The organism is Phenylobacterium montanum (genome assembly GCF_018135625.1).
In the GTDB taxonomy this organism is placed as follows: Bacteria; Pseudomonadota; Alphaproteobacteria; order Caulobacterales; family Caulobacteraceae; genus Poindextera; species Poindextera montana.
Window position 1 is genome coordinate 2,223,997 of sequence record NZ_CP073078.1, and the last position, 14,516, is coordinate 2,238,512.

At 67.5% G+C, this 14,516-nt stretch carries 10 protein-coding genes; 1 reads left to right on the plus strand and 9 read right to left on the minus strand.

From position 1 onward, the window contains the following. Nucleotides 1–137 precede the first annotated feature (137 nt). From KCG34_RS09980 to KCG34_RS10015, 8 genes are all read right to left on the minus strand, one after another. Nucleotides 138–1,505, minus strand: a complete 1,368-nt coding sequence (locus KCG34_RS09980) for a BilD N-terminal domain-containing protein (protein WP_211940212.1) — start codon at nucleotides 1,503–1,505, stop codon at nucleotides 138–140. A gap of 8 nt (nucleotides 1,506–1,513) precedes the next feature. Continuing rightward, nucleotides 1,514–1,936 carry an MPN domain-containing protein gene (locus KCG34_RS09985; protein WP_211940213.1) on the minus strand — a complete coding sequence of 141 codons (423 nt, stop codon included), beginning with the start codon at nucleotides 1,934–1,936 and terminating at the stop codon, nucleotides 1,514–1,516. Between the two features lie 43 nt (nucleotides 1,937–1,979). After that, entirely contained in the window at nucleotides 1,980–2,450 is a 471-nt protein-coding gene (locus KCG34_RS09990; RefSeq protein WP_211940214.1) for a DUF7665 family protein, read from the minus strand. Next, nucleotides 2,447–2,950 carry a hypothetical protein gene (locus KCG34_RS09995; protein ID WP_211940215.1) on the minus strand — a complete coding sequence of 168 codons (504 nt, stop codon included), beginning with the start codon at nucleotides 2,948–2,950 and terminating at the stop codon, nucleotides 2,447–2,449. The genes KCG34_RS09990 and KCG34_RS09995 overlap by 4 nt, the downstream gene beginning before the upstream one ends. Nucleotides 2,951–3,051: 101 nt before the next feature. Then, nucleotides 3,052–6,465, minus strand: coding sequence for an ATP-dependent helicase (locus KCG34_RS10000; RefSeq protein WP_211940216.1), 3,414 nt, complete (start codon nucleotides 6,463–6,465; stop codon nucleotides 3,052–3,054). A 9-nt stretch (nucleotides 6,466–6,474) separates the two neighbouring features. Further along, nucleotides 6,475–7,116: a hypothetical protein gene (locus KCG34_RS10005; RefSeq protein ID WP_211940217.1), complete on the minus strand. Its 642-nt coding sequence runs from the start codon at nucleotides 7,114–7,116 to the stop codon at nucleotides 6,475–6,477. After that, entirely contained in the window at nucleotides 7,113–7,904 is a 792-nt protein-coding gene (locus KCG34_RS10010) for a sigma-70 RNA polymerase sigma factor region 4 domain-containing protein (protein ID WP_211940218.1), read from the minus strand. The genes KCG34_RS10005 and KCG34_RS10010 overlap by 4 nt, the downstream gene beginning before the upstream one ends. A 364-nt stretch (nucleotides 7,905–8,268) precedes the next feature. Further along, nucleotides 8,269–9,207 (minus strand): sensor histidine kinase, encoded by a 939-nt coding sequence (locus tag KCG34_RS10015; RefSeq protein WP_211940219.1) that lies wholly within the window; start codon nucleotides 9,205–9,207, stop codon nucleotides 8,269–8,271. Between the two features lie 543 nt (nucleotides 9,208–9,750). Between KCG34_RS10015 and KCG34_RS10020 the strand changes: the two genes are divergently transcribed. Beyond that, a complete protein-coding gene (locus KCG34_RS10020; protein ID WP_211940220.1) occupies nucleotides 9,751–13,377 on the plus strand; it encodes a beta strand repeat-containing protein in 3,627 nt (1,208 codons plus the stop codon). A 205-nt stretch (nucleotides 13,378–13,582) separates the two neighbouring features. On the opposite strand, the gene KCG34_RS10025 is transcribed toward KCG34_RS10020, so the two are convergent. Beyond that, the gene (locus KCG34_RS10025; protein WP_211940221.1) at nucleotides 13,583–14,500 is read right to left on the minus strand and encodes a ferritin family protein; all 918 of its coding nucleotides are present in this window, start codon (nucleotides 14,498–14,500) and stop codon (nucleotides 13,583–13,585) included. Between the last annotated feature and the right edge of the window lie 16 nt (nucleotides 14,501–14,516).

Below are 14,516 nucleotides of genomic sequence, written 5' to 3' on the forward strand. Positions count from 1 at the left end.
GGGCGCCGTTTGAGGGGGTCTGCCAACGTCGGCATCGCCCTCCAGGATGCGCTCCCGACCCAATAGCGGCCCACGGGCGCGGGCGCCCGCGAGGTGCGGACACTGGGCTTATTGCCGCAAGGAGACATCCTGCCGCCCTAGCCGATGCCGACGTAACCGGGATTGAACCCCGAGAAGTCCCTCGTCTGAAGAACCGTCTGTTGATGACCCACCGCGGTGAGGTCCAAATCGATCAATTGATGCATGCAACCACCATGTAGATGACGCAATACCTCGGAGACCGCTAGGGCCGCGGCCACGGAGCCGACGAAGGGGGCACCCACGGCCTTTCCGGCCAGCAGCGTCACCCCGCACTGATCGAGACGGCCGTCCTTCAGTAGCTTCTGGTAGGCGCCCTGTGCGGTGAAATCCTCGCCCCCTTCGGCGATGGCGGGCCACAGTTCGTCGGCCGTCTTCGTGGCCGGCAGGGTGTGGATCCGCATGGACTGGAAGTCCCGCGGCCCGCGGCCGAGGCCCGCCTCCACGACGAGGTCGAAGCCGACCTTGTCGAGCGCGCGCCGGCCAAGTGCATTGTCGAGGCCGCAGAACACGACCCCCGGCTCGTCGTCCCGCCGCTGGAAACCGTCGTCGAAGTAGCGCTCGACGATCCGTGGGCTGAAGCCGCGCCGTTCCGCCCACGCCGCCATGGCGCGGGTCTTCACCTGCCCGACAAGTGCGGCGTCCGACAGCACCGACGTGCTCTCGGTGGACGGCGTGATGCGGTCCATGTCCTGCAGCACCAGCTGCACGGCGTCCGGGTTCGGGTAGGGCAGCAGGCCGAGCGCCCAGAGGTAAGCTTGGCCGAGGTGTCCCAGGCCCAGCAACCAGAGGCGGTCGGGCAGTCTTTCGAGCACCGGACCCGCGGCGGCCGCGAAGGCGTCTGCCTCGCCGGGCCGCCAAAGCGACAGGGCCACCTGACGACGGCCGGCGGTGGGCGCGCCGCCGCGGACGTGGAAATAGGCTTCGCTCACGGCCATGGCCGCGGCAAGCATCGGCGCCAGCGGCATGGCCGATTCGTCGTTGAGCTGGACGTCCGAATAAGCCGGCACCGCGCCGCCGCACCAGCCGGACCAGAGCGTGCGCATCTCGAACCCACGGCCGCGCGGGCTGGGCGCGCCGCCGATCCGGATCACCGGAACCTCGGGCTCGAGTCCGACCGCAGCCCGTGCGCCAAGGCGCGTGACGGCCTCGCCGAGGGTCGCGCCGAGGGACATGTCGACGGCGGGGACCGCGGCCAGCGGCACGGTGACTGTGACGCCGCCCAGGAACACCCGCCGAGCCAAGTTGACCGCGGTCAGTAGGGCCGCTTGGTGATGGCGCGACGACGCGGCGGCGGGGTCCATAACCAGGTTCAGGCGGAAGCCGCGGAAGAGCGCCTGCGCGGCTTCCAGGCTTTCCGCGGCACCGCTGTCGAGGACTTCTTTGACCAGGCGGTGGAGCTGGTCGGCAGGTTCATAGACGGTCATCTCGGGCCTCACGGGCAAAGGGTGAAGAAGCGGCGGCGCTGCGCGAGCGGGATAACGTCCCAGCGGCCCGCGCCGCGGTAGCGGTAGACCCCGACGTCCTCGCGCCGAACGCCGCGCCGGGCGAAGTCCGGGACGATCAGGGCGAGGTGGCCGTCGCGGGCGATCATCGGGTGGGCCTGGTCGGAGGCGCTCTGCCAGGACTCGCCGGGATGGGTGTGCACGTCGGCGACGACCTCAAGGCCGCGACGCTCGCAGATGGCCCAAAGATCACTGAAGTAGCGCCCGTCGAATCGGACGATCCCAGTGTCCAGGCTGTGGGGGTCTAGGTCATCGTAGAGCACGAACTCTTGGATGCGGGCGCGCCCGGCGTCATCGCGCAGCCCCAGGAGGAACGCGCCGCTCTCATGCCGGCCGCCACCGCGGTCGCGCATGGCGTCCAGCAGGCGGTCCCAAAGGGCGGGGGAACAGGAGAGTTTATGCCGCGGCGCCCAGAGGCGGCGCATAATCCCGGCTATTGAGAAGTTCATGAACGAGCTCCAGGTATTGGACGAGGCCGTCGGCCGGCCGCCAGATCTTTGAGGGGGTTTGGACACGCCAAGCGTCGTGTCCGGCGATGCTTTCGCGGTCGCACGGCAGGTAGAGCGCTGTGCCGTTCTTCCAGTCCTGCCGGAACACCGCGCCCAGCCGCCCGCCCCGGCTGCGCGGCCACCGGTCGAAGGGCAGCGGGTGGCCACCCTCGAGGTCCCAGGGCTGCGCCGTCGGCGGCGCCTGCGGGAAGCCGTCACAGCGGAACCTTAAGCCGTAGGCGCGGCCGTCGCGGGCGGTGATCGCGACGGGGACGAAGGGCCAGGCGATCTCACCGGCCCTCCACCGCCCATCGGCGACCCCCAGGCGGAACGCTGCCTTCCGCAGGTCCGCCCGGAGGGCCTGTTCGTCCGGGCTCAACGGCCCACCCTTTCCTCGGGCGCGCCGTTGATCCGCTCGTCGGCCACCAGGTCGAAGGCGATCTTGCAGACCTTGCCAGCCAGGGCGCCGATGTGCGCGGCCGGCGAGGGCCGGTCGTGGGTGCCAGCGATCTGCAGGACGTGCTCGCCGGCGTCGTGGGCGGTCATGTTGTACACCTCGGCCGCCCAGGCCTTGACCCGCGCGACCGTGGTCGACGGGGCGAACTTGCGGCTGTGGCGCTTGCCCGCGAAGCCCACCGTCACCTCGACCTCGCGGCAGTGGTGGAAGTGCAGCTTGCCGCCGCGTTCGACGATCACCGCGATGGTGATCTCGTCCGACAGCGGCTCGTCCTCGTCCTCGACAAAGACCAGGACCTCGGTGTAGCCGTGACGCTCGGCTAGGCGGCCCTTCAGCGCAGCCAGGGTCTCGGAGAGGGCGGCCTCGGCGACCTCGATCTCGCGGCCATGCTCACCTTGGTAGAAGATATCGACGACGCTCATCGCGTGGGCTCCTTGAGGAGGCCGGCCCAACTGCCGGGGCATCTCCTTCAAGAGTGGATCGCGACAGCCTCCGAAAATCGGAAAGGCGGGTCGCCGCGACGTCAGCTGAGGTCGAGCGGCCCGGCGGGCGTCGCCGCGCAGATGAAGAAGTGCGGGCAGCGCGGACAGCTCACGGCGTCCGGTTCCGCGGGAAAGGTGCCGCCGGCGATCCCAGCCACCAGCCGCTCGCCGATTTCCCGGCGGGCTTCTCGCTTGCGATCGGTGATGACGACGGTCTCCATCTGATCGTCGGTCAGGTGGTGGGCCTCGACCTCATAGCCCGCACCGAATGCGGCGGCGCCGGCCAGGTGGAAGAGCGTGTAGGCGAGCTTGTCGTACTCGTCGCTGCGCTTGTAGCCGGTCCGGACGCGGCGAATGATGGTCTGCCCACCTGCGGCCTCGATGATCTCGCTGGCCTCGACCACCACCTGGCCGGCGCCGAAGGCGACCACCAGGTCGGACGGCGGCCGGAAGGTGCGGCCCTCGCCGCCGCGAACGAGATTGTCCAGCAGCCGGGCGCAGAGCGCGCGGTAGTCGGCCTCGAAGCCGTGGCCGACGGGCCCGCGTCGGGCCCAGATCTCCTGAAACGCGAGGTCGAGTTCGGCCTGGTCGAACGTGCCCGCGGCCCGAGCCTTCGACACCAGGCGAACCGCTTCATGGAGGCAGTCGTGGGCTTTCCCGAAGGGCGTCATCCGCCGTCGCCCGCCTAGGCCCAGGACGTGGGTGTAGAAGAACCGACGGGGGCAGCTGTCATAGGATTCAAGGCGCGCGTCGGTCAGGCGCCAGTCGGCCGGCCAGGTCACGGCGATCGTGTGGCCATCCTCGCCGCCGGCCGGCCCCTTGAGCTGCGGCGGCAAGGTTCGTTCATCGACGCAAGCGCGGATGACAGTGAGGTAGGGTGACGGACTGCGGTTAGAGCCGTTTGCCTGTCGGCTGGAACGATAGAGTTGCAGCCGCTGGCGCGCCCGCGACAGGGCGACGAAGAAGAGGCACTGCTCTTCGGCTTCGTGGGACTGCTTGGCGAAGTCCTTTGGCTCAGCGTCGCCGGCGCCCGCGATCAGGCCCCTCGGCGCCGGACACCGCTCCCCGCGGTTCGAGCTCGGAAAGCCCGCCACCGTCAGACCTGGCAGGTGGACCGCCTCAAACTCCAGGCCCTTGCTGCCGTGAACCGTCATGAGACGCACCGCGTCCATGTGCAGCGCGGCGGCTGGGACCTGACGCAGGTCGCGCTCCTCGCTCAGCAGGACCAGCTGCCGGACGCGGTCTAGGGTCCGCTGGATGGGGGCGCCGGATCCGACGGGGCTCGTCTCCCGGACGAAGTTGAGGAACTGCCAGATCGCAACGGCCCGCATCCGCTCGGCCACCGTATCGCCGAGCTGTCGAAGCTCGCCGGTCCGATCCAGCAAGTAGTCTGCGACAGCGGCCCAGGCGGATTGCGACGTGGCCAGCCCTCGGCAATCCTCTGCCAGCGTCTGCAATCCGCTCCGTCCAGCATCAGAAAGTTCGGGTAGGCTGGTGAGGTCTGCGAGCGCCTTCAGGGCCGGCCGGTCGCCGCCAGCCAAAGCCCCGACAAGCTTGGAGACGTCGTTCAGCGGGATGGAGTACCGTGGCTTGGCCGCGAGACGCACAAGACCCGCCCCGAAGGGATCACCTACCAGGCTTAGCAGCGCCAAGAGGTCCCGCACCTCTTCTCTCTCGAACAGGCTTCCCAGGTGTAGAACCGGTATCCCCCGGGCTTCCAGCCCAGCGGCGATGGCGTTGAGGCGCGCGTTCGAGCGGCACAGGACGGCCTGGTCGCGGAGGCGCACGCCGGCCGTCTCCAGTTCCCGCACTGCAGCCGCCACGCCTTCAGTCTCGTCGTCCTGGGTCTGAAAGACCCGCAGTTCAGGGCTGACACCGCTCGGGCCGGCACGCGCGGTCAGCTTAAGCGGCAACATGCCCAGCGACGCGCTCATCTTCGGGGCGAAGGTGACGAAGGTGTCCACCACCTCCTTGGACGAGCGGTAGTTCACCTCCAACTGGTCGATCACCGCACCGGGGTAGTCTTGAGCGAAGCCGGTCATGTTCGCCGGAGAGGCACCGCGGAAGCGATAGATCGACTGACGCGCGTCGCCCACCACCCAGAGGCGCTTGCCATCGCCGGCGACCGCCTTCACGAGGCGCGCGCTGGCGCGGTTTATGTCCTGATATTCGTCGACGAGAACGTGGCGGTGCCGGAGGCGGACCATGGTCCGCACAGTCTCATCCGCCTCCAGCAGCCGCGTGGGTCTGGCGATCAGATCGCCAAAATCCACCCCACCGCTTTTCGCAAGCGCCGCCTCGTAGAGCTCGTAGACTCGGGCGACTTCCAGGGCTTTGGCCGCGACCTGAAGGGCGTCTTCATCCTCGCCGGCGGCCTCGCGCATGGCTTCGCACAGGCGGCGGTACTCCACGGGCCCCACCATTTCGTCCTTAGCGCTGGAGATCGCAGTCAGCATTTCCCGCAGGATGAGTTCGGGATCCCAGAGGTTGCGGTAGTGGGCCAAGGCCAACGTCGGCAGGATTTCTTCCAGCACGGCGATCGCGTCACTGCGGTCGAACAGGGGTGGGTCCGCCGAGAGAGCGAGTTTCTCATGATGCCGCCGCGCGAGATCCAGGCCGAACCCATGGAAGGTGCCGATCCAGATCTGGGCCGCGGCCTGTGGCGCCGCTTTCGCCAAGCGCTCTGAGAGTTCGCCGGCCGCCCGGTTGGAGAACGTCAGGACAAGGATGGAGGCCGGATCGACGTTCTCGTCCAGCAACGACTGGACCCGCCGGACAAGAGTGCGGGTTTTGCCGGTCCCCGGCCCAGCCTCCAGCAGGAACGGTGAGCCACGGTGGGCGACCGCCCGGTCCTGACTGGCGTCGGCCGTGACGGTCGGCGCTACGACGTCGTCTTCGACCGAGCCGGCCGGCGGCAACAGCAGGGCGTCGAACATCTGCTGCCGGACAAGGTCCAGCGGAAGCTGGGTGGCCGTCGAGACCACGCGGGCGCCCTCGCCGGCCTGATGACGATCGCGGGCCGCTGGACGAGGCAGCAGGAATTCGCGCGCGAACACATTGGCCTGGAGTTCGCGCCGTTCGTGGGCGCCGTAGTCCTCGACCTTTTGGAGGCCGACGGGCGCGGCCTCCTGGCTCTGGGTGGGATCGACGTCGCGCTCGCGACACACGGCTGACTCTGCATGTAAGGCCGCGTGACCGATCTCATGGCCGACGAGCACGGCGCGGTCGCCGTCGCTCCCCGCGTTCGACGCCATGATGACGCCAGCCTGTTCGTCGAAAAGCGCCCGCGCCCCGTCCAGGGCCGAAGCATCCGGCGCGAGCCAGACCAGCTCCAGGTCGAGCAGCTCTATTGCGGCATCGATGAGCGCCAGCGGCTTCGACGGATCGGCTCCGGCCGCCACCGCACGCTCGTGCAGGTCTTGGGCGGCAACGCGGACCGGTTCGAAGGAATCCAAGTCGGCCGCTCACAAGCCGAGGAGAAAAGCCGTTTGTTCAGGGCTAAGCCCCGAACCGTGAACGGCTTCCTCAAAGGTTTCCTTCTCCGCCGCCTCGGGCGTCACATCCGATTTGTATCGTCGTCGGCCCGCCATCGCCCTTGGCGCGCCGACGTAGTCGCGAAAGTCGTCGTTGGCGGCGTTCAGGGCGTGGGCCGCGGCGACAAGAAAACCTGGCGTCATGGTCTCCGGACGGATTCTCCTGTCGCGCAGCTTCATGACAAAGACGGTGTTGGCGTTCAGCGCCCGTGCGACCGCACGCATGCCGGCCTTGTCCAGACCTGCGAAAGGGTCGATCGGGGCCGGCGCATCGGACGCCGCCCGGGTGGCGGCCGGCTCTTGGGTTTGGACGAACAGGCCGTTCTGAAAACGGCTGATCGCACGCTCAAGAGCCATGTCGTCGTCGTCCGTGCGCGTGATGACGGCGTCTTCAACAGCGCGCAGCCGGGCTTCGATCACTAGGTCGATGGCGAGCTCGGTCAGCTCGCGGGCATACTGCGGATAGTCGCGCGCATAAGCCTCGACGTCGTCGGCGTCCGGCTGGGGATGCGCCAGGGTGAATTGGTAAAGCACGTCTTCAAGAGCGTGCCCGCGGGTGGCAGCTTGGATCATTGGTCCTCCTTGGCCTGGGCGCGCAGTTTCGCTTCAGCGCTCGCCAGCCAGTTCTGAATGGTCCGGCGCGTTACACCGAGTTTCTGCGCAATAGTGGCTTCCTTGGGTTTGATGGAGTCGATCCTGTAGCCCATCGCCTGCAGGACGACCGCGTCCCGTTCGTTGGGCGTCAGGATCTTCAGCGACCGCTCGAGATCTTGAGCGTTCAGCGCGCTTTCCTGAAGGGCCGGCGTCTGCGTGAGTTCCTTCGCCCGTTGCGTCACGTCGTCCGCTCGAGCGGGCTCTTCGGTGTCGGACTCGGCGTCCTCGGGAAGCTGGGTGTTGCGTTTGAAGTCGCGATCCTCGGCGCGGCGCACCGTGCTGCGCAACTTCTTGAGCGCATCGGCGAAATTGACCTCATAATAGTCCAGTCGATCAGGGATCTCGCCCGAACCGTCGCTGAGCATCAAGTCACAGAAGTCGCTCAGCGCGTCGTCGCGCAGCTTTTTGGCGTTCGCGTAGACCCCATCGGGCATGGCCCGCTTCAGGCGCGCTTGGCACCGGATGAACAGCGGGCGGATGAGAGCGTTGCGTTCGTCTTCCGCGCCCCTTCGGTGGGCGTCACGGACCAAGTACAGCAGGGCTTCGTCGCTCATCGAGTCCGGCGACTTCAGATCGCCGTTCCGCGCTCGAGCGAGACGGGTTCCAGTGGGCAGCCGAAGGAGGACTTCAATCTCCTGCTCCACCTCGGGACGCCGGGAATAGAGCTCCCCGGTCTTGATATGGCGCTTCGTCAGCGGCTGAACCATTTCGTCCCCTTGTCGCGGACCTGTCTCTGAGGAGCCGCGGGGGCTCTCAGGGTCGTATCGCGCCAGGCTGCGAAAATCGGAAAAGCACGGTGAAATTATTTTGGAATTGGTCTCGCGCAGCCAACCCCGAGCATAGAGCCTAGATTCGCTCATTGCGAGAAATGGCAGGCCGCAACGCCGACCTTCCGAGTATCAGCAAGAGGTCAAAGCCCACCGACTCGTGGCGCGGCCGCGATGTCAGCTATGTGGAATCAAACGCTGCTGTGGGCTGCGCAGCGGCAATGTCCGGAAATGCTATCGATTGCCTCAAAGATTCATGAAATCCTTGCAGGCGTCCGCCGTGCAGGATCTTTGTTTTTCCTGTTCAAGTTTCCTCTGCACGCCGGACAAGCTCCGAACCTAAAGCATCCGCGGCCTTTCGGTCTGTTGGTGGAATCTGAATCTCACACACGAGTCCGTCCGCTTCGAAGCGGCGCTCCACCTTTCCGCCTTGCGGCACGAGCGCAACTTCAGCGAGCTTGGCGCCGAACCCGTGCCGCGAAGGCGGTTCGACTCTGGGGCCGCCAATCTCGCGCCAGGTAACGTGCGCACTTTCGTCCGCCAGCCGCCAGTTCAAAATGACCGCGCCCCCCGGCGCCGACAAGGCGCCATATTTAACGGCGTTGGTCGCCAGTTCGTGGAACAACAGACCGAGCCCTGTCGCCAGGTCACCGTCCAGCGGAAATTTCGAGGCCCCCTCGATCCGGAATCTCGCGAGATCGAAGGGCTCGAGAACCAACCCGATCACGGAGCCCAGATCCGCCACTGCGTCATCGGTCGCCAGAAGCGCTTCCTGAGCACGGAGCAGAGCCCGCAAACGGCCGTTGATGACCCGCTCGGCCTCGGCGGCGGAACTAGCGGCGCGAGCGCTCTGGCTCACGATCGCCATGATCACGAACAGCGCGTTGCGATTGCGATGGGCCAACTCGCGAACAACGGTTTCGAGGCGCGCTTGGGCCTCGTTCTGGCGCCGCTGACTGATCTTCAGCAGACGCACGCTGTCGGCCAGTCCTTGGGCGGTCGCGATGGCGAGCCCTCCAGTGGTCCAAAAGCCGACAAAGGCCCAGACGGGTCCGACGCCCGATGGCGGCGGCAGCAGCACAGCCGTCAGGCTCGCGATCGCCAGGCAGGTGACGCCGCTCACGGCGCCGCCGCTCGCCGTCGCTAGGATCAGGACGGGGAAGAAAGGATAGAACCGATAGGGCTCGCCGGCGGCTTGGCTCAGCACCAGGCGCAGAACTAATCCGGCCGCGCCGAAGCCCACCCCCGTAAGGAGAGATTCCCAGGGGCGCAACGTCCTTTCAGGTAGCCACGCTCGCCAAGCCAATGTGCGCCTCCCGCCCAAGGCCACCAAACCACAACACATCTTGTTGAACCGCGAAAGCCGACAGTGATCCCTGCCTGCTCGCCGTTGTCAGCGGTTTCGAGCATTGGGCGTCAGGACTGTCGGCCCTGCCATCACGAAGCTGAGACGTGTGGCAGCCGACGAATCCCTCTGACCATTACGACCGCTATCCGGGCCAAGGCCATACACTTCCCTCCAGCGTCGCGCCGGGGTCCAGCAGTACGACCGCTTCGAAGAAGCAGGCTCAGCTTTTGGCTCACCGTTCCCAAAGACCACTTGGAGCGAGACCTAGCTCAGCGAAGTCGACAGGGCGTTTCCTGCCGATGGTCAATTTGCGCCGCCGAGGATCGCCAGCTTTACGATAGCTGCGCGCGATTGACTCGCGCCTTGCTATGCGAGCTTCATACAAGCCGTCGGTGATAATTCTCTAAAGCTTTGCCTTAGATTGAGCTGGGGACGGCGATGTCTGACGTGGCTGTGACGGGCGCCGCGGGCGCTAACGGAACCGATGGCGCGACACCTGGAGCCGATGGCGGCGCCGGCGATCCTGGGATCGGCGCCGTTGCGACCAACACCACCTCGACGGACCTGGCCAATTCCGCCGAAGCGAACGGCGGTGCTGGCGGAGACGGCGGGAACGGCGCCGCGGGAACAACGGATCCCAGTACCGGCGCCTTTACGGGTCCCGGCGGGGCGGCTGGCGCCGGCGGGGATGGAGGATCGGCTACAGCGACCACGATCACTTCGGCCGCCTCCTCGCAACTGGCCGCGGCGCGCAGCACCGCGATCGGGGGCGAAGCAGGCGCTGCAGGCGTCGCCGGTCCCGGCGCACCGGCCGGGGCGGCGTCGACGGACGGCGAAGGCGGCGCGGCCCTCGGGACAAGCCAGGCCAGCAACCGCCTTGGCGACGCCTATGCTCACTCTACGGTAACCGGTGGCGATGGCGGACCGGTAAGCGATTGGACTCAGCGGCCAGCAACGGGCGGCGCGGGCGGCGGCGCCACAGCGTCCGCGACCGTATCGAGCGGCGCCTCCGCCGCCGGCCTGGCGTTCGCAAAGGGCGGAAACGGCGGTGTTAGTCCGACCACCGGCGCGGCGGTGACCGGTGGCAATGGCGGCGGCGCCGCAGCAGCGGCGATGGGAACCGGCGCCAGCGTCTCAGTGGTCGCCCACGCCGTGGGCGGTCGGGGTGGCGATGCCTACGGGGTCGGAAATGGCGCCTCGGAAAGCACGACGGCCTCGGGCGGCGCGGGTGGCGGCGCCACAGCCCAGGCCAGCGCTTTCTCCACTGGCGCAGGGGCCGCATCCGCGACGGCGATCGCCCAGGGCGGGGCTGGTGCAGACGGGGGCTGGGACTTTTACGACAGTCATGGACCGGTCGGCCAAGGCGGTACCGGCGCTTCCGTCACCCTGACCAATGCTGTAACGGGCGAGACAAAGGCCGGTCGGCTTACATTGAACCAGACCGCCATTGGTGGAGACGGCGGAAATGGGATTCGCGGCACAGCGGGCGCCGCAGGATCGGCGACCTCCGCTCTGACTTTCGACGACACCCTGAACGCGACCCAAAGCAACCAAGTCCACGCCTCAAGCACGGCCCAGGGCGGCAACGCTGGCGATAGCTCAATCCAGTACAACTACGCCGATCCAGGTGGGACTTCCGCTGGCGGCGCAGCCGATGCATCCGTTGCGGTCAACGCCGCCCACCTCGCCACTGCCTCCGCAACGGCTGTCGGTGGCGGCGGCAGCGCCGCCGTCGATCTAACTCCATCTCCGAACGGGGTCCAGGTCGGTGGCGCGGGGGGGAACGCAACGGCGAGCGCTGTCTCGACGGCGGCGGACTCGACCGTATCAGCCAGCGCCTTCGGAGGCGCAGGAGGCTTCGCTCAAGGCGACTCGGTCGCCGGGGCCGGCGGCGACGCAACCGCCTCGGCCGTCGGAAGCTCGACCGGATCCCACACCACAACCGTCTCGGCAATCGCAACGGGCGGCGCCGGCGGGGCCAGTTACGGCGGCGACGGCAGTGTCAGTGGTCATTCTGGCGGCGGAGCCGGAGGGAAGGCCACCTTGATCGATGCGGCAAGCGGCTCCACCTTCGGTGGGACCTTGGTGCTGAATCAACTGGCGACAGGCGGCAACGGGGGGGCGGCGAACTTCTCCTACTTGGGCCCTGCGACGGCCAACCCTGGATCGGCCGGCACGGCAACATCGATCCTGACGGATGATGATACCGCGAACACGGGAAAGAGCGCGGTGATCAGCGCCACAAGCGCCGCCGTAGGCGGTTCCGGCGGCGGCATCAGCGGCGGGCCGGAGGGCGCCGCCGGCGGCTATGCCGACAGCGAACTTGACCTGAAGGGTGTGGGTCAGGTCAGCGGATCCTCAACGGCCACTGGCGGAAATGGCGGCGACGCGTCGCCCTACAATGCCGGCGTTTCCCAAGGCGGGAACGGCGGCGCGGCGCTGGCGCGAGACGGTGTCCTGGGCGCGGGAAACACCACTGCCGCCGCCACGTCCGATGGCGGGACCGCAGGCGCAGCCAGCATAGGTGACGGCGGCGTGGGCGGCGACGCCTTCGCCTCGGCCTCGGCGCGGAGCGGCCTTGCGCACGCAACCGCCAGCGCCATCGCGACCTCCGTCGGCGGGACGGGCGGCGCGGGAGCCGGGCTGGGCTATTTTGGCGGCGCCGGGGGCGGCGCAGGCGCTCACGCCTACGCCCGCAGTTCAGGGGTCGATGGAGAAGCGGACGCCACCGCCAGCGCCACCGGCGGCGCCGGGGGCGAGGGCCTGGCCACGACCGACGTCGCCTTTGGCGGTGACGGTCACGGCGCCTATCTGGTCGATGCTGTCAGCGGCTTCACCAACGCGGGCACGCTACGCTTGACCCAGAAGGCGACCGGCGGCGAAGGCGGCGATGCGAATGGCGCCAGCGGCCAGGCCAGCAATGTCGATGTGGCCGGCGACGGCGGCCAAGCCGTCTCAGAGGAGACCTTCGACGATACCGCGCAACCCTTCCAGAGCACGTCTGTCTACGCTGCAAGCGTCGCGACCGGCGGCGATGGGGGTTTGGCCTATGGCGGATTTGAAAGCGAAGGCGGCTCTGGCGGCGTGGCGATTTCCAACCTGAACATCAAGGCGAGCGGGTTCTTGTCGGCCCGATCGATCGCGCAGGGCGGCTCAGGGCGGACCAACTTCGACCTCGGCGCCGCGCCGGCCGGCGCCGGTGGAACGGCGACATCCAACGTCACCGCGCAGAGCGCCGGGGAGGTCGAGGCCTTCTCGCAGGCGATCGGCGGCTATGGCCTGCAGTCCGGCGCCGCGATGGCGACCGACGATGCGACAGGCGCTTCCGGAACGGTGGAATCGTCGGCCAGAGCCCTGCGCGCAGGCGGCCTGATCCCCTCCGTCAGCGCCGACACCTCCGCCGTGGTCGATGGGGCGAGCGATACGATCGCCAAGGCCGCCATAGGCGCCGCCGCCGCGACCTTCGTCACCGGCCTCCAAGGCGTGGCGCTGGTGTCCGGCGAACCTAGCGCCGGCGCCAAATCGGTGCTGGAGGCCAATAGCGCTATCGCCGCCGCCTTCGGCTCGACTCCGACCTATTTCGCCATCGGCGAGCTGGGAGGCGCGCACTCGGTGGCGGGTTCAGACGCCCAGACCGTGACGAGCGAGATCGATGTCACGGTGAACTCCGCCGGGCGACACTTGATACTGGGTCTCTTTGATCCGACAGCGGTGGGCGCCGGCTTCTCTAGCCTGAGTGTCCAGCTCTGGGTGAACGGATCCGAACTCTTCGACGCAACGTACACCAACGCTGCCGACGCTGTGACCGGTATGACCGACGAGGCCCAAGACCTGGGCGCCACGTCGACAGGTGACATTTCAATCAGGGCCGTTTTGAGCCTCACGGGCTCTGGCGCCGAGGGCGGCTTCGACGTGGGCCTGCTGATTGGCGATCAAGGTGCAAACGCAAGCGTGCAACGCTTTGCCCAGGCCGCAGCGGGATTTGGGAGTTCCGGCCTTGCAGGGGCCAGCACACAAACCCACTCGAACCCGCCCATGCACGCGGTTTTGGCCGTACCGGCCTAGTTCTTCGCGATCGCCACCGGCGCGCCTCTTGTAGCCGGGCATGCCTTCTGGGGGATCACCACATTCACTGACCCGGTTACGACCGCTCTCGGGTAGCAAGCACGGCTTTAGACCGCATCCCGCTGATGACCGCACCTGGCGATTACACCGCTGGGCCGCCGTCGCAACAGGCAAGTCCTGCTCATCGGAACAGTCGAGCTGAGGATTAGTGCAGGACAAAAGCGCCGGCAGCCGCTTCCACGCGCGAGCGGATCGGCGCGCCCAGATCGTCAAGGGCGGCCAGGAAGTTCGCGTTGCTCATCGCCGTCCCCAAAAATGTCCAGCAGAGCGCACGATGCTGGCTTCGGACAAACTGAGCGCGCTGGTCGGCGTCCAGGACGCGTCTGGCCGCCCGCTCGAAGGCGGCGAGATCCAACTCCGCCTGCTGCGCGAAGCCGGCGTCGAAGAAGGCGCCGATCTCGAAATACTCATCCACCGCCCGATTGATCGCCTCAGGGTCGCAATCCGCCGCGAGCGCCCTCAGCATCAGCCGGTCGAGCTCGGCGTGCTGCGCCTCCTCGGCCCAGTGGTGCTTGAGGAGATTCTTGAACTGCGGATCCAGCGCCTCGTTCCCTTCGACGCTCCCGACATAGTGCCCCTGCGACATCCACTCGAGCCCCAAGACCGCGATAGTCACAGCTAGCGGGCTGTGAGCCAGGAAGGCGCGGGCGATGTCGTCGGCCGGACCGATCAATTCACAATCACCGCCGAAGCCTTCATCGAACTCCTTGAGGAAGCGCCGGAACAATTCGCGGTGCTTGTTCTCCTCACGGACGAACTGGCGCAGGGCCGGGGCGCGATAGGGGTCCTCGTCCAGTTTCTCGGCCGCCTGGCCGGAGACGAACGGCACGATGGCCCGTTCGAGCAGTTCGAAGAGGGCTAGATACTCGCGAGCCCGGATGTGGTTCAGCTTCAGCTTCTCGTCCGGCGACAGGAAGGCGAGATCCTCGGTTCGCGCGAAGGTCTCCGGCAGGAAGGGCCTGGAGAAGTCGAGGCGGCGCTCGCCCCCGATCAGGTCGTCCACCCGCCAGTTGACGCTGTGCGACCGCTCAAGAAGCTCCTGGTAGCTGAGATGGTCTGACATTGGGACAACCCTCTCC